The sequence below is a fragment of the Cryobacterium sp. Sr3 genome, assembly GCF_004402835.1.
Classification (GTDB): domain Bacteria; phylum Actinomycetota; class Actinomycetes; order Actinomycetales; family Microbacteriaceae; genus Cryobacterium; species Cryobacterium sandaracinum.
Map to the genome: position 1 here is coordinate 106,470 of NZ_SOFA01000041.1, position 20,070 is coordinate 126,539.

A 20,070-nucleotide genomic window follows, 5' to 3' on the forward strand; every position below is an offset into this window, starting at 1 on the left:
CGCGCTCTTGGCCAATTTTTTGAATGCTATTCAGGATTTACAGGAAATACGTCGCTGTTTCTGAAAGCCAGCGTTGCACATTTGTGCAGATCGGACGCCCGGGAGGGGCCGACACCGGCAGCTACGCCCGTGTCGGCTCCAGCAGGAGCGCGGCGGCGGATCGCGCCGCGCCGGCGCTGCCGGCGGCGACCGCGGCGAGTGCGGCATCCCGGCACTGGTCCGCCGTCACGCCGCGTAGGAACTCGGCCACGCCGCCCAGGGCTCGCGGGGACATCGACAGGCTGGTCGCCCCGAGCCCCACCAGGATGGCGGCAAGCATCGGATCTGCCGCGGCCTCACCGCAGACCCCGACCGGCTTGCCGGCCGCCAGACCGGCCTGGCAGGCCTCCCGGATCATCCGCAAGACCGCCGGCTGCCAGGGGTCGTTGAGCAGGGCGAGCTCCCCCATCAGCCGATCGGCCGCCATGGTGTACTGGGCGAGGTCGTTGGTCCCCAGACTCGCGAAGTCCACCCGTTCGAGGATGGGGCCAGCCGTGATAGCGGCGGCGGGAGTCTCGATCATCACGCCCACGTTGTGCAGGCCGTGCGCGGCACAGCGGGCCGCGAAGTCCACGGACTCGTCGACGGTCGCGATCATCGGCGCCATGACGCCGACGTCGGCGTCTTCCGCGGCGGCCGCCGCTGCGATGGCCTGCAGCTGGGTGTCCAGCAGTTCCGGCCGCTGCCACGCTGTGCGATACCCCCGGATGCCCAGGGCAGGGTTGACTTCGTCGGCCGCCGTGACGAAGGCCAGCGGCTTGTCGGCTCCCGCATCCAGCGTTCGGATAGTGACCTTCTTCCCGGGGAATCCGGCGAACACCTGCCGGTACGCGGCGACCTGTTCGTCGAGTCCCGGAGCCTCGGCGTGGTCGAGGAAGCAGAATTCGGTGCGGAAGAGGCCGACACCCTCGGCGTTCGCCTCGATCGCGGCGGCAACGCTGTCAGGCGAAGCCACGTTCGCGAGGAGCTGCACGCGGTGCCCGTCCCTGGTCCTTCCCGTACCGTCGAAGGTGATCACCCGGCGGATCTGTTCCTCGGCTCGCAACACTTGGTCGTCGGTGGGGTCCACGACGATCTCACCGGTCGTGCCGTCAACGATCACCATGCTTCCCTCGGGCAGGTCCATCGCATCGCGGGCCGCCACCACGGCAGGCAAGCCAAGCGCCCGCGCGAGAATGGCCGTATGGGAGGTGGGCCCGCCCTCGACGGTGACGATCGCCCGACACACCATGGGGTCGATCAGCGCCGTGTCGGCGGGGGCCAGGTCCCGGGCCACGAGCACATACGGCTCCACACGATCCGGCAGGCCCGGTGCCGGTCGGCCGAGCAACTCGGACACGATGCGGTTGCGCACGTCGTGCAGGTCCGAGACACGTTCGGCGAGGAGCCCACCCTGCTCCTTAAAAACCGCTGTGACCTCGCTCACAGCCGCCCAGACGGCACGCTCCGGAGTGTGGCCCTGCCCGGTCACTCGGGAAACGGCAGCATCGATCAGCCCGGGATCCGCCGCCATCAGCGCCGTTGCCTCCAGGATCCCACGCGCCGCTCCCGACACCCGGGCCGCCTTGTCCCGCAGGGCCAGGGCTACGGATGCCGCGGCGGCCACGATCCTCTCCGCGGCCGCCGCCCGCTCGCGCAGGGGGAGTGCGACTGCCGGCCCCGGCTCGTTCACCGGTTCCTGCATCCGCACGATCGGACCGACGGCGAAGCCGGGGCTCACGCCCAGAGGCCCGCTCGACGGCGCCCCGCCCTGCGGCCGGGCCTGCGGCCGGGACGCGGAACGCGCCGGCCTGGGCGCGGGAGCGTGGGCGGCCGCGAGCTCGCCGAAGCCCTTCCCGACCAGTTCACTCACGGCCTCGAGCGCCTCCACAGCCTGCCGCCCGGCCGCCGCGACGGAGATCGTGTCGCCCTTCCGGGCGCCGACGGTCAACAGGGCAGTCGGGCTGTTAGCCGGCACCGGGGTTCGGCCGGTGCGGAGGTTGGCGACCGTCACCGTCGCCTCAAAGGCGCTGATGGCGGTGACGAGCATCGAGACCGGTCTCGCGTGCAGGCCGTCGGGGTTCAGCAACGTCACCTCGATCGTGTGTTCCGCCGCCGGGCCGGAGTCGACCGGCAGGCCGGCCGGGTCCTCGTCGCCCAGGTGACTCTGCTTGGCACGAAGAGCACCTCGGGCCTCACGTTCCACTTCGTCAAGGGTGGCGCCACCCGCCGCGCGCACCACTGCCGCCATCAGGCCCTCTACGAAGGGACCGCTGCTGAGCCGGACGGGCAGGTCGGGGTCGTCCGAGAACTCCAGCGCCATTTCCGCGCTCATCACAGCCGATCCCAGATCCATCATCACGAGCACGCCCTCGGGAGAGGAAACCTCGGCGATGGCCTCGGCGACTTTGGACGCGTCCGTTCCGATCACCCCTGCGCCGGCACCGGCTGCGATCGCGATGGCCGGGCCGTTGACCCCGACCATTTCCACTGCGAGGTCCACTGCTGCCTGCGCGAGCCGGGGGCTGTGCGATACCACTACGATTCCGATCACGATCTACTCCTTGTCGAGGATCTCGGCCAGAGCCTGGAAAAGCAGCGACGTCGACGCGGCTCCCGGGTCGATGTGGCCGATGCTGCGTTCCCCCAGGTAACTGGCCCTGCCCTTGCGGGCGATCAGGGGTGCGGTGGCATCCCGCCCCGCTTGTGCAGCGGAGTAGGCAGCACGGGCCGCCGAGGAGATATCGGAGAAAACGACGAGGTCGGCGTCGAACGCGTCGAGCGCGGGAGCGAGGACGTCGAACATGGTCTTATCCCCGGCCTCGGCCTTGCCGCGGGCAACGACGCCGCCCAGCCCTGCACGAAGCGCGGCCGCCAGGCCGGGCGCGTCCAGGGTGCTGACCGGTCCTGCCGAGGTACCGATCCGCAGGAAGAAGGTGCCGTACAGGGGGCCGCTGGCACCACCCACGGACGTCACCAGGGTCATGCCCACGCCCTTGAACAGTTCGTCGACGGCCACGACCGGTGAGGCCTGGATTTTCTCGAGGACCGCATCCATGCCGCGGGTCATGTTCGAGCCGTGGTCCGCGTCGCCGATGGCCGAATCCAGTTCGGTGAGGTAGGAGACCTGCTCGGTCACCAAGTCGCGAAAACGGGTGAGCCAGCCGGTGAGCTGGTCAAGGCTGATCGTGTCATTCGTCATGGTGCTAGATTCCCCAGCGCAGCCCGGCGGTGTTCACCGGCGCATCCCACAGATGAAGCAGGTCCTCGTCGGCCTTGAGGATCGTGACGGAGCAGCCCGCCATGTCCAGCGCGGTGATGTAGTTGCCCACGAGGGAGCGGGCAACCGTGATGCCGGCGGCGTCGAGGATCTTCCTGACTTCGGCATACATGACATAGAGCTCGATCAACGGGGTTCCGCCCAGCCCATTCACCATCACGATCGTCGGGGCGCCGGTGAAGTCCAGGTCGGCGAGGATCGGCTCGACGAGCAGACGGGCAACCTCGGCGGCCCCGGCCAGCGGCACCCGGCGGCGGCCCGGCTCCCCGTGAATGCCCACGCCGATCTCCATCTCGCCTTCGGCAAGTTCGAAGGTCGGTTTTCCGGCCGCGGGAACCGTGCAGCTGCTGAGGGCCACGCCCATGGAACGGCCGGACTCATTGACCTGGCGGGCCACCGCGGTGACGGCCGCGAGGTCGCGGCCTTCCTCGGCTGCCGCACCCGCGATCTTCTCGAGCAGGACAGTGGTTCCGACGCCCCGGCGGCCTGCGGTGAAGGTGGAATCCTCGACCGCGACGTCGTCGTTGACGACCACGACGGCAACCTCGATCCCGGTCTCAGCCGCGGCCAGTTCCGCGCCCATTTCGAAGTTCATCACGTCGCCCGTGTAGTTCTTGACGATGTGCAGCACGCCCGCTCCGCTGTCCACGACTTTCGTGGCCTCGAGCATCTGGTCGGGTGTCGGCGAGGTGAAGACCGCCCCGGCGCAGGCCGCGTCAAGCATTCCCACACCGACGAAACCGCCGTGGAGCGGCTCATGGCCGGTTCCCCCACCAGAGAGCAGGGCGACTTTGCCTGCTCTGGTCGGGTCTGTCCGGTAGATGATGCGGTTGACGTGGTCGACGCGAAGTTCCGGGTGTGCGGCCGCCACGCCGATGAGGGAATCGGCGAGAACCGTCTCCGGGGAATTGATTAGTTTCTTCATGTTGAGACCTCCAGGATTATCTTCATGTTTGCTCTCCGTTGAACTTTTCGAGCTGGATCCGCGAGACACTTTCCCTCGCGACTCAAAGAAATACAGAACGCAATTCGATAATGTCGAATATCCTCCAGAGAGTGGCCCAATGTCAACACGTCGCATGAAGACGCGTTGGTGACGCGGCATACTTAAGGAATCAACCGGAGGTGCAGCTGTGATTCAAGCCATCGATCGTGCGGCAAAAGTGCTGTCGACGTTGCAGGGCGCACGCCACCTCGGCATAACCGAACTCGCCACCGAACTCTGGTTGCCGGTCTCGACCGTGCACGGCATCGTCAAATCGCTGCAGGGCCACGGTCTTGTCGCGCAGGAGCCTGGCGGCACCCGGTACATGCTCGGCCCGGCCCTGCTCAAACTCTCGAATGTCTACCTCGACACGCTCGACGTGCGCGCGCGGGCCATGCGCTGGACCCTCGAACTCGCGCGCAGAACCGGACTGTCCACACGTCTGGGGGTGCAATTGTTCGACGAGGTCATCATCATTCACCACAACCAGCGGCCTGACGGCAGCCAGCAGATGCCCGAAACGGGCCTGTCCATCCCGGCCCACGCCTCGGCAATGGGCAAAGTCCTCCTCGCATACAGTCCGGAATACGCCTCCGGACTGCTGGGGAGGCCCCTGCGCAGTCTCACCGGCGCCACGATCACCGACCCGGCTCAGCTGGCCATCCAATTCGTGTCGATCGTGAGCGACGGCATCGCCACCGAAGAGGACGAGGCCGTGCTGGGCGAGTCGTCGATCGCGGCGCCCGTGGTCGACACCCGCGGCAATGTCATAGCCGCGGTCGCCGTTGTCGTACCGTCGAGCGAGTGGCCTCCCGACTCCAGCGTGCTGAACGGATTGCGTGAGACGGCCCGGAACATCTCCCGGGAACTCGGCGCCAGCACCTGGCCGCCGCGGGCCCTGTAACCGGCCGTCGCCGCGCATCCGCAGTCGTGAGCGCCCATCGCAGGCCGCACTCTCGAACGGGAATTTTTCTATGGCCGACGCGTTGGGATATAACTAGTAGTAGTTATATGAAACGTGCTCCGGGGTCGGTGTAAGTCCGAACCGGCGGTGAAAGTCCGCGACCCGTGCCGCTCCCAAAGCGGAACGGTTGAGCTGGTGAAATTCCAGCACCGACGGTTAAAGTCCGGATGAGAGGCGCACGAGTCGATGGACCATTCCGGTCGGTCGGCGGGTTTCGCAACCCACATGGTGTTCGCCGCACCGAAAACCCGGAGTTCGTTGCACCAACGGACAGGACGGGAATGACGGACCAAGCGGCGCTCGAGGCCACCATGCGGCGTGCGCTCGCGCTGGCCGCGAATGGGCCGGCCACAGGCCCGAACCCCCGCGTCGGCTGTGTTCTCCTCGACGATTCCGGGCAGGTCCTGGCCGAAGGCTGGCATCTCGGCGCCGGAACCCCCCACGCCGAGGTTGTCGCCCTGAGCCGGCTCGCCGCCGGCGCCGCCCGCGGTGCCACCGCCGTCGTCACCCTCGAACCCTGCAACCACACCGGCCGCACCGGCCCCTGCTCGCTCGCCCTGATCGACGCCGGCGTCCGCCGGGTCGTCTACGCCGTCGCCGACCCCGGCGTCGGCTCCTCGGGCGGGGCCGACCGGCTCCACGGCGCCGGAATCGACGTCACCGGCGGGCTGCTCGCCGACGAGGTCGAACCATTCCTCGCCGACTGGCTCGTCGCCGCCCGTCTCGGGCGCCCGTTCGTGACGCTCAAGTGGGCGTCGAGCCTCGACGGGCGCACGGCGGCCGACGACGGGACCAGCCGCTGGATCAGCGGACCGGAGGCCCGGCAGGACGTGCACCGGCGGCGCGCGGCAGCCGGCGCCATCCTCGTCGGCACCGGCACCGCGCTCGCCGACGACCCTGCCCTGACCGCCCGCGACGCCGCTGGAAAGCTTCTGCCCACGCAGCCGGTGCCGGTCGTGATCGGCACCCGCGGCATCCCCAACGACGCCGCCCTCCGCGCCCACCCGCATCCGCCCCTCTTCTTCGCCACCGACGATCTGCTGGCCGTGCTGCACGACCTGCACCGGCGCGGCATCCGTCACGCCTTCATCGAGGGTGGGCCCACTCTCGCCAGTGCGTTCGTCGCGGCCGGGCTGGTCGACGAGTACCTCGTGTACCTCGCGCCCACGCTGCTCGGCGGCGCCCGGCTCGCCCTGGGCGACATCGGGGTGGCCGGCATCACCGACCAGCGCCGCCTGGCCGTCGACCATTACGACCGACTCGGCGACGACCTCCTCGTCGTCGCCCGGCCGAGATAGGACAATCATGTTCACCGGAATCATCGAGGAACTCGGCCAGGTCGAGAAGGTGGAGCGATCCACGGATGCCGCCCGCCTCACCATCCGCGGCCCGAGAGTCGTAGCCGACGCCGGCCACGGCGACTCGATCGCGGTCAACGGCGTCTGCCTCACCGTGGTGGAGCGGACCGGCGACACCTTCACCGCCGACGTGATGGCCCAGACCCTCCTCATGTCCACCCTCGATGCCGCCCGCGCCGGCAGCCCGGTCAACCTCGAGCGCGCCGCCCTCGTCGGCGACCGCCTGGGCGGCCACATCGTGCAGGGCCACATCGACGGCACCAGCACCCTGCTGGCCGTCACCCCCGGTGAGGCCTGGCGGGTGCTGCGGTTCAGCCTCTCCGCCGAACTCGCCCCGCTCGTGGTGGGCAAGGGCTCCATCGCCGTGGACGGCGTCTCGCTGACCGTCAGCAACATCAGCCCGGCGAGCGAACCGGACCAGTGGTTCGAAGTCTCTCTCATCCCCGAAACCCTCACCGTTACGACGCTGGGACAGCGCACGATCGGCGATCACGTCAACATCGAAACCGACATCCTGGCCCGCCACGTGGAGCGCATGCTCGCCCTGGCGGACGCCGGATCGAAAAGGAGCCACTCATGAGCCTCGCCGACATTCCTACCGCGCTGGATGCCCTCCGGCTCGGGAAACCGGTCATCGTCGCCGACGACGAGGGCCGTGAGAATGAGGGCGATGTGATCATCTCCGCCCAGATGGCCACGCAGGAGTGGATCGCCTGGACCGTGCGGTACTCCTCCGGCTTCATCTGCGCGCCGATGACCAACGACCTAGCCGACAAGCTCGATCTGCCGGTGATGGTGCCGAACAATGAGGACCCCCGCGGCACGAACTACACGGTGTCGGTCGACGCGGCCGACCGGCTCAGCACCGGGATCAGCGCGGCCGACCGCGCGCACACCCTGCGCGTGCTGGCCGATCCGGCCTCGACGCCGTCCAGCCTGCACCGGCCCGGCCACATCATGCCGCTGCGTGCGAGGGATGGCGGTGTGCGCGAGCGGGACGGCCACACGGAGGCGGCCGTCGACCTGATGAAACTGGCCGGCCTCGTACCGGTCGCCGGAATTTGCGAGATCGTCGCCGAAGACGGCGAGATGATGCGCCTGCCCGGGCTCCTCGCCCTCGGCGAGCGCGAGGGCGTGCTGGTGATCACCATCAAGGACCTGATCGCCTACCTGCAGGAGTTCCACACCGACACCGAGCTGCCCACAGTCAGCCCGATCCTCGAATCGCCGCGGGTGGACTTCGAGGTGGAGACCACGGTGCCCACCCGGCACGGCTACTTCCAGGTGCGCGCCTACCGGGACCGGATGACCGGCGCCGACCACGTGGCCATCGTCTCCGGCACCCCCGCCGACGGCGCGATCGTGCGGGTGCACTCCGAGTGCCTCACCGGTGAGGCGTTCGGCTCGCTCAAATGCGAGTGCGGGCCTCAACTGGATGCCGCCCTGGAGACCATTCAGGAGCTCGGCGGCGGCGTCGTCGTCTACCTGCGCGGCCAGGAGGGCCGCGGCATCGGGCTGATCAACAAGCTGCGCGCCTACAAGCTGCAGGAGGACGGCCTGGACACCTTCGACGCCAACGTGGCGCTGGGCCTTCCCGCCGACTCCCGAGACTACGGCGCCGCCACGGCCATCCTGCACGACCTGGGCCTGTCCGCCGTGCGGCTGCTGACCAACAACCCGGAGAAGGTGCGCCAGCTCGAGGCGCACGGCATCACCGTGACCGAGCGAGTGCCGCTCGTCGTCGGCGTCGGCACGCACAATCAGGACTACCTGGCCGTCAAGCGCGACCGGATGGGCCACCACATCACAGAAGCAGACATGCTGAAAGGAATCGCACTATGAGCGGAGCAGGCTCCCCGGAGATCGAGATCGACGGAACCGGGCTGGACATCGTGATCGTCGCCGGACGCTGGCATGACGTGATCACCGACGGGCTGATCGCCGGTGCGACCCGGGTGCTCGAGGCATCCGGTGCCCGCTACTCGCTCGTGCGGGTTCCCGGCAGCTTCGAGCTGCCGGTTGCATGCAAGGTGGCCCTCGACAACGGCGCCGACGCGGTTGTCGCGCTCGGCGTGATCATTCGTGGCGGCACCCCGCACTTCGAGTACGTGTCGTCGGCGGCAACGGATGGCCTCACCCGGGTGGCGCTGGACACCGGCAAGCCGGTGGGTTTCGGCGTGCTCACCCTCGACGACGAGCAGCAGGGCCTGGACCGGGCGGGCCTGCCCGGCTCGAAGGAGGACAAGGGCGAGGAGGCGGCCGCGGCGGCCATCGCGACCGCTCAGCTGCTGCAGAAGCTGCGCGAGTAAGACACGACCATAATGCGGCGGCATCCGTATCGTTTCCGGAGCGTGAGCCGAGGATTAGCGGAGCCGAGACTCCGGACGTAGGGTGCAAGGGCGGCTGTCACAAACGGCCGCCCTTCTCGACTTCCCGCACCTGTACTCTCGACCGGAAACGAGACCACGGCGCTGCCGGCGTCGTTCGCCGTCTTCGGCGCGGCCATGGTGGCCCGCCCCATCGGCGCGCTGGTCTTCGGCCACTTCGGCGACAAGAGGGGCCGCAAGGCCACTCTCGTCGGGGCACTGCTGACCATGGGCATCGCAACCTTCCTGATCGGGGTGCTGCCCACCTACGCCATGATCGGCTGGCTCACGCCGGACCTGCTCGTGGTCCTGCGCCTCGCCCAGGGCTTCGCACTCGGCGGGGAGTGGTCCGGCGCCGCGCTGGTCGCGACCGAGAACGCCCCGGTCGGCAAGCGCGCCTGGTACGGCACGTTCCCGCAGGTCGGCGCCCCGCTCGGCTTCATCATCGCCAACGGCCTGTTCCTGGCCATCGCACTGGCCCTGCCCGGTGATGACCCGACCCGCTGACGACCCGACCCGCCCCTCGGACGCGTTCCTCGAGTGGGCGTGGCGCATCCCGTTCCTCTTCTCCGCGGTGATGGTCGTCGTCGGCCTCTGGGTACGCCCGCGCCTGGTCGAATCCGACGCCTTCACACAGGTCGTCGCCACCAAGCGTGTGGAGAAACTGCCGCTCGCGGCCGTGTTCCGGTCGCACTGGCGCCAGCTGATCCTCGGCACCTTCATCATGCTGGCCACTTACGTGCTGTTCTTCGGCGTGTTCACGTTGGCCTCCGGCCCCTGGGCCGACAGGCACGGGCGCCGCAAGACCCTGATCTTCGTGACCCTGGCGATCATCGGATTCGGCCTGCTCTTCGTGCCGCTGATGGGAATGACCTTCGGGCCGATGGGCGCGCTGCTGCCCGAATTGTTCCCGACCAGCGTGCGCTACACCGGCTCCGCTTTCGCGTACAACATGAGCTCGATCCTCGGGGCGGCGGTGGCTCCGTTCATCGCGATCTGGCTGTGGACCCTCGGCGAGGGCAGCCCGTTCTGGGTCGGCGTCTACCTCTCGGTGATGGCCGTGATCGCCCTGGTCGCCCTGCTGCTGAGCCGCAAGACCCGCGACATCGACATCGAGCACTGACCTGGCTCTCGGCTGGCTCTCGGCCGGCTCTCGGCCAGCTCTCGACCACCGGTGGTCGAACCTGTCGAGACCCGGGTCAGTCGAGGAACAGGGTGCGCAGGCGCCGGGTCGTGAAGGCCAGGCCGAGCAGGATCATAGGTCTCGCCGGTGCGGGTCGAGACGGCGCCCAGCCTGCGCATGGTGGTGGACTTGCCGGCCCCGTTCGGGCCGAGCAGTCCGAAGGATTCGTCGGGCGCCACCTCGAAGGAAATGCCGTCCACGGCGGCGAAATCCTGGTGCCTCGTCACGAGATTCCCGGCCACGACGACGGGCTCCGGCACGGTTCCCTGCTGGAGACCGCCGGGCCCATCCCAAGCGGGATGCGGTTAAGATCATTCAGTGAGTACCCCCAGCAACCCCCGTTCCGCCGCCCGCCCGCCCACCAGCACGGCCGGTCGCACGGCCGGTCGCGGTCGCCTCGGCCGGATGGGGCGCCGCGACGATGCCGGCGGACCCCGCGCGACGTTCAGCCAGTTGGTCCCGTATCTGCTCGAGCACAAGAAGGTGCTCGGCTTCGTCATCGTACTCAGCATCCTCGGCGCCCTCGCCAGCCTCGCCCAGCCGCTCCTGGTCAGCCAGGTCATCACCATCGTGCAGGAGGGTGACGCGCTCGGCAGCCTGGTGTGGGCGCTGGTCGCACTCGTCGTCATCTCCGCCCTGATCAGCGGCTACCAGCACTATCTGCTGCAGCGCACCGGTGAGGGCGTCGTGCTCTCCAGCCGCCGCAAACTGATCGGGCGGATGCTCCGCCTTCCGATCAGCGAATTCGACACCCGCCGCACCGGCGACCTGGTCTCCCGGGTGGGGTCGGACACCACGCTGCTGCGGGCCGTGCTCACCCAGGGTTTGGTCGAGGCGATCGGCGGGTCGCTCACGTTCGTCGGCGCGCTCATCGCCATGCTCGTGATCGATCCGGTGCTGCTCGGCCTGACGGTACTGGTGATCGCCGTGTCGGTGGTCACCGTCACACTGCTGTCGCAGCGCATCCGTGCCGCCAGCCTCGCCGCGCAGGCCAAGGTCGGCGACCTCGCCGCCAGTGTCGAGCGCGCCATCAGCGCGGTGCGCACCGTGCGCGCCTCGAACGCCACCGACCGGGAGATCGCCGCCGTCGAGGAGGACGCCAAGGGCGCCTGGCGGATGGGCATCCAGGTCGCGAGGATCTCGGCCCTCGTCGTGCCGATCGCCGGCATCGCCATGCAGGTGTCGTTCCTGGTCGTGCTGGGCGTGGGCGGCTTCCGCGTGGCCAGCGGCACCATCACGATCGCGGACCTGATCGCGTTCATCCTGTTCCTGTTTCTGATGATCGTGCCGCTCGGCCAGGCGTTCGGCGCGATCACCTCCGTGAACGCCGCGCTCGGCGCCCTCGGCCGCATCCAGGAGATCATCGACCTGCCCACCGAGGACCAGTTCGACCGCGACATCGCCCCTCTGGCCATCACGGTCGGCGCCGCCAACGAGTCGGTGCGGCCGGATGCCCCGGCGATCTCGTTCGAGAACGTGCAGTTCGGCTACCTGGTCGCCTCGGCAGCGACGGATGCCGCGGGTGCGGAGGCCGGGTCGCAGGCCGGGTCGCAGGCCGGTGCTGCCGGTGTCGGCCGTGTTGCCGGCGCCGCAGCCGGTGCGGGGACTATCGGCTCTGCTGCGGCTGCGTCGGCGGATTCCCCCGCTCTTTCCGGTGCCGGGCGTTCCGCTCACACGGCTTCCGATGCCGAGCTCGTCGCCGCCGAGAACGCGATGATCGAGACCGCCGTCGCGGCTCCGTTCGTGCTCGAGACCGCCATCGTAGTTCCGGCCGTGATGGAGGCCGTGCTGGCCGAACCCGACCTCGTCGAGGCAGATCTCGCGGCCGCTGACCGCTCCGCGGCCGCGGCCGACCATGCTGCCGAGCAGGCGACCGAACGGGCGACCGAGCGCAGCGACGCCGACGCCGCCGGCAAGCCCCGCCCGGTGCTCCGCGGCGTCTCCTTCGACGCCCCGCGCGGCAAGCGCACCGCCCTGGTCGGCCCGTCCGGTGCCGGCAAGAGCACCATCCTGGCCCTGATCGAGCGCTTCTACGACCCGACCGGAGGCGTTGTGCGCATGGGGGGACTGGACATCCGCACCCTCGACCGCACCGCGCTGCGCTCGCAGATCGGCTACGTCGAACAGGACGCCCCCGTGCTGGCCGGTTCGCTGAGAGACAACCTGACCCTGTCCACGCCCGACGCCACCGACGAGGAGTGCATCGCCGTGCTGCACGCCGTGAACCTCTCCGAGGTGCTCGAGCGCGACCCGGCCGGGCTGGGCGCGGCGGTCGGCGAGTCCGGCGTGATGCTCTCCGGCGGCGAACGCCAGCGGCTGGCGATCGCGCGCGCCCTGCTGGCCGCGCCGCCCATCCTGCTGCTGGACGAGTCCACCTCGAGTCTCGACGGCGTCAACGAGCAGAAGATGCGGGCCGCGATAGACGCGGTCGCCGTGGACCGTACCCTGATCGTGATCGCGCACCGCTTGTCGACCGTGGTCGACTCCGACCAGATCGTGGTGCTCGACCACGGTCAGGTCATCGGCACCGGCACGCACTCCGAGCTGGTCGCCTCGACGCCGCTCTACCGCGAGCTCGCCAAGCACCAGCTGCTCGTTTAGCCTGGACTGCCCGAACCAATTCGACGGAGAATTTAGTCGAAACCGCCAGTTTTGGGCCTGAAACACCCGATCTAGCCAAAATCTCCGTCGAATTCGTTAGGCGCATGTGACCCTGTCAGCGCGCGGACAGCGGGTAGGTGGGCGGGTAACAGGGCGGGTAGTAGTGCGGCCGGGACCGCGGGCGGTCAGTGGCGCGCGAAGCGCAGGGTGACCAGTTGGAAGGGACGCAGCTCGAGCGTCAGCGCGGAGCCATCGGCGGCGAACGGAGCCCGCGGCGCGGTCAGGGGGCGTTCCAGCAGGTCGGTTTCGGTGGCATCCGTCGCGGCGAAGTGACGGATGACCCGCACCCGCACCCGCGACCCGTGCGCCTCGTAGAGCCGCACGATCAGATCCCCGCTGCGGTCCTCGGCCAGCTTGACCGCCTCGACCATGACGGCCGGGTGGTCGACCTCGATCAACGGATCCACGCGGGCCGCTCTCACCCCGGTCACCGAACAAAGCGGCAGGTTCAGCCGGTACCCCTCCGCGACCGCCTCGGGGATACCGGCGCCGGCCCGCAGCGACACGGATGCCCGGTGCACCGCCGGGCGCAACCGCGCCCGCACGAACCGGTCGATGCGTTTCTCCACGAGTCCGCCGTCGTCTTCCACCGCACCTGCGACTTCCCGCCGGGCACCGCCGCCCGACTGACAGCAGCGTACGACCGCCCCCCGGCCCCACACGTCCGCCACTGCGGGCGCTCGTGAACTAATTCGACGGAGATTTTCGGATCTGAAGCGGTTTACACACCCGAAACAGCCCCACGGGAGCAAAATCTCCGTCGAATTCGTCAGCAACGGATGCCGCAGCGCACCAGCGGCGCCGAGCTCCGCTACGCGTTTCGGAGGTTGTAGCGCACGCTCGCGAGCTCGGAGAGCAGCGCCGGCGGCACCCGGTCGCCGAACTTGGCGAAGTACTCCTCAGTGAGGTCGCACTCGGCCAGCCAGGAGGCCGGGTCGATCGCAAAGAGCTGCTCGACATCCGCGTCGGCCAGGTCCAGACCCTTCAGGTCGAGGCCACCCTGGACCGGGAGGTGTCCGATCGGGGTGTCCACGGCATTCGCGAAGCCTTCGACGCGGCGCACGATCCACTCGATCACGCGGGAGTTCTCGCCGAAACCGGGCCAGAGGAAGCTTCCGTCCGCGCCCTTGCGGAACCAGTTCACCTGGAAGATCTCCGGCGCCTTGCCGCCGAGACCACGGCCGACCTTGAGCCAGTGCGCCCAGTAGTCCGCCATGTTATAGCCGCAAAAGGGGAGCATCGCGAACGGGTCGCGGCGCAACTCGCCGACGGTGCCCTCGGCGGCCGCGGTCTTCTCCGAGGAGATGGTCGCGCCCATGAACACGCCGTGCTTCCAGCTGCGGGCCTGGGCCACCAGCGGCACGTTCGTCGCGCGGCGTCCGCCGAAGAGGATGGCGTCGATCGGCACGCCGCCGAAGGCCTCCCAGTCGTCGGCGATCGACGGGCACTGCGCCGCAGCAACCGTGAAGCGGGAGTTGGGGTGGGCGGCCGGGCGGCCGGAGGCGGGCGTCCAATCCTTGCCCTCCCAGTCGATCAGGTGGCTGGGAGTGGTCTCGGTCAGACCCTCCCACCACACGTCGCCGTCGTCGCGCAGTGCGACGTTCGTGAAGATCGTGTTGCCCCAGACGGTGGCCACGGCGGTCGGGTTGGTGACCTCGCCGGTTCCGGGGGCCACACCGAAGAAGCCGGCCTCCGGGTTGATCGCGTACAGCCTCCCGTCGGGCCCGGGGCGCAGCCAGGCGATGTCGTCGCCAATGGTCTCGACCTTCCACCCGGGGATGGTCGGGCGCAGCATCGACAGGTTCGTCTTGCCGCAGGCCGACGGGAAAGCCGCGGCCAGGTGCGACACGCCGCCCTCCGGGGAGGTTACCTTGATCAGGAGCATGTGCTCGGCCAGCCAGCCCTCGTCGCGGGCCATGACGGATGCGATCCGCAGCGCGAACGACTTCTTCGAGAGCAGTGCGTTGCCGCCGTAGCCCGAGCCGAAGGACCACACCTCGCGGGTCTCCGGGAACTGCACGATGTACTTGGTGTCGTTGCACGGCCAGGAGACGTCCCTACGGCGGCGCCCCTCGGCGTCGACCAGCGGGTAGCCCACGCTGTGCACGGTGTGCACCCAGGGGGCTCCGGCCTCGATCATGTGCAGCACCTTCTGGCCCATGCGCGTCATGATGCCCATGTTCAGCACCACGTAGGGCGAGTCGGTGATCTCCACGCCGAGCTGGGAGATGGGGCCGCCAAGCGGGCCCATCGAGAACGGCACGATGTACATCGTGCGCCCGCGCATGCTGCCCGCGAAGACTCCCTGCAGCTCGCCCCGCATCGCGTCCGGGTCGGCCCAGTTGTTGGTGGGGCCGGCATCGCCCGGGTCGACCGAGCAGATGAAGGTGCGGTCCTCGACGCGCGCCACGTCCGACGGGCTCGTGCGGGCCAGGTAGCTGTTGGGGCGCCACTCCGGGTTCAGGTGAATGAGCTTGCCCTCGGCTACGAGCTGTTTCGCGAGCACATCGGCTTCGCGCAACGATCCGTCGCACCAGACGACGGCGTCGGGCTGGGTCAGCCGGGCAATTTCGTCCACCCAGGCCTGAAGGTTGGGGTCGGTGGTGCCGGCAACATAGCGGGACTCGCCCCCGCCGGTCTCAAGTCGGGAATTCGCGATTGTCATCTCCTGGCCTTTCGTGGTCAATCCGGCGTGAACCAGTGGTCTGCAGTCGTGGGGGGACGCAAATACGCCTCCCCTCTCCACAATGATCCACCGATGCCACCGGTGCCGGAAGTGCTCAGGTTAAGAACAGCGAATCTTTCGTTATCGTTAAGGAATGTCGACACGTGCCGCTGATCTGATCACCCTGGGACTCCGTGTCCGTCATTTCCGGGCCGAGCGCGGCTTCACGCTCGACCAGCTCGGCGAGCAGGTCGGCATGGCCGGGAGCCAGCTCTCCCTGATCGAGAACGGCCGCCGCTCCCCCAAGCTGTCGACGTTGCAGGACATTGCCACCGCCGTCGACGTGGAGCTCACCGACCTGCTCAAAAACGAAGCGCCGAACACGCGGGCCGCACTCGAGATCGAGCTGGAGCGCGCGCAGCGCAATCCGCTCTACGGCGCCCTCGGCCTGCCGCGGGTGAAGATGACCAAGGGCATGCCGATGGCGGCGCTCAAGTCCCTTCTCGGTCTGCACCGCGAACTCGCCCGCCGCGCCAGCGAAGCCATCGCCACGCCGGAAGAGGCCCGTCGCGCGAACACGGAACTGCGCGAACAGATGCGCGAACAAGATAATTTCATGCCCGACATCGAGCAGCTCGCCGAAGACCGAGTGCGGGCATCCGGGCATGTGTCGGGCGCCCTCACCCACCGGGAGGTCAGCGTGATGGCCGAGCAGCTCGGCTTCAACCTCATCTACGTCAATGACCTGCCCGGCTCGACTCGGTCGGTCACCGACCTGGTCAATCACCGCATCTACCTGCCGCCGGCGTCGATCCCCGGCGGTCACGGCTTGCGCTCGATGGCGCTGCAGGCCATGGGGCACCGGCTGCTCGGCCACGAGCGGCCGGGCAGCTACGCCGAGTTCCTCTGGCAAAGGCTGCAGATCAACTACTTCGCGGCCGCCTGCCTGATGCCGCAGGCGGCATCCGTCGCGTTCCTCTCCCACGCCAAGCGCGAACGCGAGCTCTCGGTCGAGGACTTCCGCGACGCCTTCGGGGTGACCCACGAGGCCGCGGCGCTGCGACTGACGAACCTGGCGACCTCGCACCTGGACATGCCGCTGCACTTCCTGCGCGTCACCGGCGACGGCGCCCTGCAGAAGGGCTACGAGAACGACGACCTTCCCCTGCCGGCCGACGTGACCGGCTCGATCGAGGGCCAGTTCGTCTGCAAGCAGTGGAGCGCCCGCAGCGCCTTCACCCACACCAACCGCACCACCGAGTTCTACCAGTACACCGACACGCCGGCCGGCACCTTCTGGTGCGCCACCCAGACCGGGGCGACGGATGCCGGCGAGTTCTCGATCAGCGTCGGCGTGCCCTTCGTGCAGGCCAAGTGGTTCCGCGGCCGGGAGACCACGCAGCGGGCGGTGTCCCGCTGCCCGGACGAGTCCTGCTGTCGCCGCCCGGCCTCCGAGGTCTCCTCGCGCTGGGCCGGCAAGGCCTGGCCGAGCGCCCGGCTGCACGCGCACGTGCTGTCGCCGCTGCCCAGCGGCACCTTCCCCGGCGTCGACGACACCGAGGTTTACGAGTTCCTCGAGGCGCACGCCGCGGAGTAGTGGGGATCCTGGCGCTGAGCCACTTACGTCGTCGGGTCATCCGTCGACGAAGACGACTTCGTCTCCGTCTCCGTCGAACGAATTCGACGGAGATTTTGGCAGAAACGGTCCCGAACGCTCCGAAACTGCTTCTTTTTGCGAGAATCTCCGTCGAATTGGTTCGATACCGGACACGGCGCTCCCTCGGTGATGAACAGCGTACGCTCGGCGCGGACAGGGGACGACGGGCGGCACGGCGAGGGGCAGGGCCCGACGGAGCGGCCCGACGGGCGGCAGGGCGAGGGTCAGGGGCGGGCGGCGAACGCGGTGGCGGTGCCACGGGCGGTGAGGCTGACCCGGCTGCCCACGACGGTGCCCATCGTGCCGTGCTGCCTTACGTGCACCAGCGTCCCGGGGCTCTGCGTCCCGGGGCTCTGGGGGAAGCCGGACGCCGGGGCGCCCACGCAGAACAGGCGCACCGCCAGCTGCACCTCGGGCCCGTAGAAATCGACCGCTTCGACCTGGCCGGTACAGGAGGCGGCGGCATCCGCCCCTCCGGACTCGCAGTGCTCGACCATGATCTGCTCCGGGCGCAGCATGATGCAGGCGTCGCCGCGCAGGCTGGTGGGGGCGACCGCGACTGTGCCCAGCGCGCAGGCGGCGAAACCGTCCGAGATGGTGGCCGGCAGCACGACCGCGTCGCCGAGGAACCGGGCCGTGAACAGGTCGACGGGGCGCCAGTAGACCTCGCGCGGCGGCCCGACCTGGCAGAGGTTGCCGTCGCGAAGCACCGCGAGCTGGTGGGCGAAGCTCATCGCCTCCGCCTGGTCGTGGGTGACGAGCACCGTGGTGATGCCGACGCGCTCCAGCGTTTCGGCGACGATGTCGCGGGTTGCCGCCCGCAGTCCGGCATCGAGGGAGGAGAACGGTTCGTCGAGGAGCATCACCCGCGGCTGGCGGGCGAGGGCCCGCGCCAGGGCCACGCGCTGCTGCTGGCCGCCGGACAGTTCGTCGGGGCGGCGGGCGGCGAAGTCGGGCCTCAGCGACACCATCTCGAGCAGCTCGCTCACGGCACGGGCGCGTTGCTTGCGGGTGCCGCCGCGGAGCGCCGGGCCGAGGCCGAACGCGATGTTCTGGCCCACGGTGAGGTGCGGGAACAGGGCGCCGTCCTGCGCGACGAAGCCGATCCCGCGCCGATGCGCGGCCACGGCCGCGCCCGGGCCGGCCACAGTGCGACCGAGCACGCTGATGGTGCCCGAGTCGGGCAGCTCGAAGCCGCTGATCAGGCGCAGCAGGGTGGTCTTGCCCGACCCGGACGAGCCGACCACGACCGTGCGGCTACCCTCCGGCACCGAGAGGGCGATGTCCTCGAGGATACGGCTGCTGCCGAAGCTCTTGTTGACCCCGGACAGTTCGATGGCGGCGGTCATGACACGCTCGTCAGCCGGGAGCGGGCGAACAGCAGGTAGGTGACCGGCAGGCTCAGCACGATCATCAGCAGGGCGTAGGGCGCGGCGCCGACGTAATTGATGTCGTTCACCTTCGACCAGAACTGTATCGCGAGGGTGCGGGTGCCGCTCGGGGCCAGCAGCAGCGTAGCGGTCAGCTCGGTGACGATGCCGAGGAACACGAGCGCCCCCGCGGCCAGGGCCGAGGGCGCGAAGAAGCGGGTGGTGACACTGAGGAACGCGGCGAACGGATGCTTGCCGAGCGACCGGGCCGCCTCCTCCAGTCCGACCGGAACCTGTGCGAGCCCGGCCCGGAGGTTCACCAGCGCGCGCGGCAGGAACATCAGCAAGTACGTCACGATCACCAGCACGGTGGTCTGGTAGAGCGGCTGCACGAAACGGATGCTGATGGTCACCAACGCGAGGGCCGTGACGATCCCAGGGAGGGAACTGGTGAGGTAGTTGACCGATTCGAGGCCGCGGGACAGCCGGCTCGGGTAGCGCACCGCGAGGAACGCGATCGGGAACGCGAGTACACAGGTGACCGCGGCGCCGACGAGGCCGTAGCCCACGGTCTGCAGCAGGGCCTGGACCAGCACGGCATCGGTCCACACGATTGCGCCGCCCTGGTAGAGCCAGCGGATGACGCTCCAGAACGGGACTCCGATCGCGAGTGCGAACAGCCCACCGAGGAACAGGTAGCCGACCGGCGTGAAGGCGCGGAGGGAGCGCCGCGGCGTGACCCGGGCCACACCCGAGCCGATGCGGGCGTACCGGGAGCGTCCGCGGGCACCGGACTCCCCGATCAACAGGAACAGGCACAGCAGCACGAGAACGCCGGCGAGGGCGTTGGCCGCGGGGCCGTTGAACGTGGACCGGTACTGCTCCACGATGGCGGTGGTGAAGGTGTCAAAGCGGATCATCGCGAACGCGCCGTATTCGGAGAGCAGGTGCAGCCCTACCAGCAGGGCGCCGCCGAGGATCGGCAGCCGCAACTGGGGCAGGATGACGCGGAAGAAGACGCCCCAGGCACCGCTGCCGAGCGACTCTGCTGCCTCTTCGACCGTGGGGTCCAGCCGACGGAGCGCGGCGACGCAGGGCAGGTAGACCAACGGGAAGTACGACAGGGTGGCGATCAGAACCCCGGACCAGAGCCCGTTCAAGGAGGGTACGGCGCTTACCCAGCCGTAGCTGTTGACGAAGGCCGGCACCGCGAGCGGCGTCGCCAGAAGCACGGCGAACACCCGGTGGCCGCGCAGGGAGGTACGGCCGACCAGCCACGCGGCGGCCACCCCGATCGCCGCGGTCAGCGGCACCGTGATCACGACCAACCCGATCGTGTTCAGGAGCAGTTCGCCGACCCGCGGCCGGAACACGAGCGCCGAGAGAGTCGGCCAACCGGTCAGGATACCGGTGACGATGACGTAGCCCAGCGGCAGCAGCCCGAGCACGGACACGGTGACGGCGGCCGCCACGATGAATGGTGACGGTCGTTTGCCGACCCGGCCGGCGGCATCCGTGCGCCCCGCAAGCCCCGTTGCGCCGGTTTCGGCGACGGCTCCGCGA

General features: G+C 69.1%; 14 protein-coding genes, 2 pseudogenes and 1 riboswitch. Of the genes and pseudogenes, 8 read left to right on the forward strand and 8 right to left on the reverse strand.

From position 1 onward, the window contains the following. Nucleotides 1-121: 121 nt before the first annotated feature. From ptsP to dhaK, 3 genes are read right to left on the reverse strand one after another with little or no spacing between them, the layout of a single operon-like run. The gene (ptsP, locus tag E3N94_RS13600; protein WP_134342676.1) at nt 122-2,572 is read right to left on the reverse strand and encodes a phosphoenolpyruvate--protein phosphotransferase; all 2,451 of its coding nucleotides are present in this window, start codon (nt 2,570-2,572) and stop codon (nt 122-124) included. Nucleotides 2,573-2,575: 3 nt separating this feature from the next. Then, nucleotides 2,576-3,220, reverse strand: a complete 645-nt coding sequence (gene dhaL, locus E3N94_RS13605; protein ID WP_104100359.1) for a dihydroxyacetone kinase subunit DhaL — start codon at nt 3,218-3,220, stop codon at nt 2,576-2,578. Nucleotides 3,221-3,224: 4 nt separating this feature from the next. Next, nucleotides 3,225-4,223, reverse strand: coding sequence for a dihydroxyacetone kinase subunit DhaK (dhaK, locus tag E3N94_RS13610; protein ID WP_134342677.1), 999 nt, complete (start codon nt 4,221-4,223; stop codon nt 3,225-3,227). A 208-nt stretch (nt 4,224-4,431) separates the two neighbouring features. Here dhaK and E3N94_RS13615 point away from each other — a divergent pair, with 208 nt between their 5' ends. From E3N94_RS13615 to E3N94_RS13640, 6 genes and pseudogenes are all read left to right on the forward strand, one after another. Further along, nucleotides 4,432-5,187, forward strand: coding sequence for an IclR family transcriptional regulator (locus E3N94_RS13615; RefSeq protein WP_134342678.1), 756 nt, complete (start codon nt 4,432-4,434; stop codon nt 5,185-5,187). Between the two features lie 111 nt (nt 5,188-5,298). Continuing rightward, nucleotides 5,299-5,430: riboswitch (FMN riboswitch) on the forward strand. A 98-nt stretch (nt 5,431-5,528) separates the two neighbouring features. Beyond that, entirely contained in the window at nt 5,529-6,545 is a 1,017-nt protein-coding gene (gene ribD / locus E3N94_RS13620) for a bifunctional diaminohydroxyphosphoribosylaminopyrimidine deaminase/5-amino-6-(5-phosphoribosylamino)uracil reductase RibD (protein ID WP_134570410.1), read from the forward strand. A 7-nt stretch (nt 6,546-6,552) separates the two neighbouring features. Then, on the forward strand, nt 6,553-7,185 hold the full coding sequence (locus E3N94_RS13625; RefSeq protein ID WP_104100363.1) for a riboflavin synthase: 633 nt from the start codon (nt 6,553-6,555) through the stop codon (nt 7,183-7,185). Then, a complete protein-coding gene (ribB, locus tag E3N94_RS13630) occupies nt 7,182-8,447 on the forward strand; it encodes a 3,4-dihydroxy-2-butanone-4-phosphate synthase (RefSeq protein WP_134570411.1) in 1,266 nt (421 codons plus the stop codon). The genes E3N94_RS13625 and ribB overlap by 4 nt, the downstream gene beginning before the upstream one ends. Then, nucleotides 8,444-8,914, forward strand: coding sequence for a 6,7-dimethyl-8-ribityllumazine synthase (gene ribH, locus E3N94_RS13635; protein WP_104100365.1), 471 nt, complete (start codon nt 8,444-8,446; stop codon nt 8,912-8,914). Before ribB ends, ribH begins: the two co-directional genes overlap by 4 nt. 94 nt (nt 8,915-9,008) lie before the next feature. Continuing rightward, nucleotides 9,009-10,094, forward strand: a pseudogene (locus tag E3N94_RS13640) (MFS transporter). Nucleotides 10,095-10,237: 143 nt separating this feature from the next. On the opposite strand, the pseudogene E3N94_RS13645 reads toward E3N94_RS13640, so the two are convergent. Continuing rightward, a pseudogene (locus E3N94_RS13645) lies at nt 10,238-10,414 on the reverse strand (ATP-binding cassette domain-containing protein); the annotation flags it as partial. Nucleotides 10,415-10,559: 145 nt separating this feature from the next. Between E3N94_RS13645 and E3N94_RS17300 the strand changes: the two are divergent. Beyond that, nucleotides 10,560-12,755, forward strand: a complete 2,196-nt coding sequence (locus E3N94_RS17300; RefSeq protein WP_241987132.1) for an ABC transporter ATP-binding protein — start codon at nt 10,560-10,562, stop codon at nt 12,753-12,755. Nucleotides 12,756-12,940: 185 nt separating this feature from the next. Here E3N94_RS17300 and E3N94_RS17305 read toward each other — a convergent pair whose 3' ends face one another. Next, nucleotides 12,941-13,405, reverse strand: coding sequence for a glycosyl hydrolase-related protein (locus tag E3N94_RS17305; RefSeq protein ID WP_241987131.1), 465 nt, complete (start codon nt 13,403-13,405; stop codon nt 12,941-12,943). A 221-nt stretch (nt 13,406-13,626) separates the two neighbouring features. Continuing rightward, nucleotides 13,627-15,480, reverse strand: coding sequence for a phosphoenolpyruvate carboxykinase (GTP) (locus E3N94_RS13665; protein WP_104099203.1), 1,854 nt, complete (start codon nt 15,478-15,480; stop codon nt 13,627-13,629). A 154-nt stretch (nt 15,481-15,634) separates the two neighbouring features. On the opposite strand from E3N94_RS13665, the gene E3N94_RS13670 reads away from it, so the two are divergent. After that, entirely contained in the window at nt 15,635-17,077 is a 1,443-nt protein-coding gene (locus tag E3N94_RS13670) for a helix-turn-helix domain-containing protein (protein WP_134570413.1), read from the forward strand. A 284-nt stretch (nt 17,078-17,361) separates the two neighbouring features. Here E3N94_RS13670 and E3N94_RS13675 read toward each other — a convergent pair whose 3' ends face one another. Together E3N94_RS13675 and E3N94_RS13680 are read right to left on the reverse strand one after the other, a co-directional pair. Continuing rightward, on the reverse strand, nt 17,362-18,486 hold the full coding sequence (locus E3N94_RS13675; RefSeq protein ID WP_134570414.1) for an ABC transporter ATP-binding protein: 1,125 nt from the start codon (nt 18,484-18,486) through the stop codon (nt 17,362-17,364). Then, entirely contained in the window at nt 18,483-19,982 is a 1,500-nt protein-coding gene (locus E3N94_RS13680) for an iron ABC transporter permease (RefSeq protein ID WP_134342698.1), read from the reverse strand. The genes E3N94_RS13675 and E3N94_RS13680 overlap by 4 nt, the downstream gene beginning before the upstream one ends. Nucleotides 19,983-20,070: the final 88 nt, after the last annotated feature.

What these genes read in the sequence shown, in the direction of transcription:
- ribH (WP_104100365.1), top strand. Translation starts at nt 8,444, where the DNA reads ATGAGCGGAGCAGGCTCCCCGGAGATCGAGATCGACGGAACCGGGCTG.
- dhaL (WP_104100359.1), bottom strand. Translation starts at nt 3,220, where the DNA reads ATGACGAATGACACGATCAGCCTTGACCAGCTCACCGGCTGGCTCACC.
- E3N94_RS13675 (WP_134570414.1), bottom strand. Translation starts at nt 18,486, where the DNA reads ATGACCGCCGCCATCGAACTGTCCGGGGTCAACAAGAGCTTCGGCAGC.
- E3N94_RS13625 (WP_104100363.1), top strand. Translation starts at nt 6,553, where the DNA reads ATGTTCACCGGAATCATCGAGGAACTCGGCCAGGTCGAGAAGGTGGAG.
- E3N94_RS13670 (WP_134570413.1), top strand. Translation starts at nt 15,635, where the DNA reads ATGTCGACACGTGCCGCTGATCTGATCACCCTGGGACTCCGTGTCCGT.
- dhaK (WP_134342677.1), bottom strand. Translation starts at nt 4,223, where the DNA reads ATGAAGAAACTAATCAATTCCCCGGAGACGGTTCTCGCCGATTCCCTC.
- ribD (WP_134570410.1), top strand. Translation starts at nt 5,529, where the DNA reads ATGACGGACCAAGCGGCGCTCGAGGCCACCATGCGGCGTGCGCTCGCG.
- E3N94_RS13665 (WP_104099203.1), bottom strand. Translation starts at nt 15,480, where the DNA reads ATGACAATCGCGAATTCCCGACTTGAGACCGGCGGGGGCGAGTCCCGC.
- ribB (WP_134570411.1), top strand. Translation starts at nt 7,182, where the DNA reads ATGAGCCTCGCCGACATTCCTACCGCGCTGGATGCCCTCCGGCTCGGG.
- E3N94_RS17300 (WP_241987132.1), top strand. Translation starts at nt 10,560, where the DNA reads ATGGGGCGCCGCGACGATGCCGGCGGACCCCGCGCGACGTTCAGCCAG.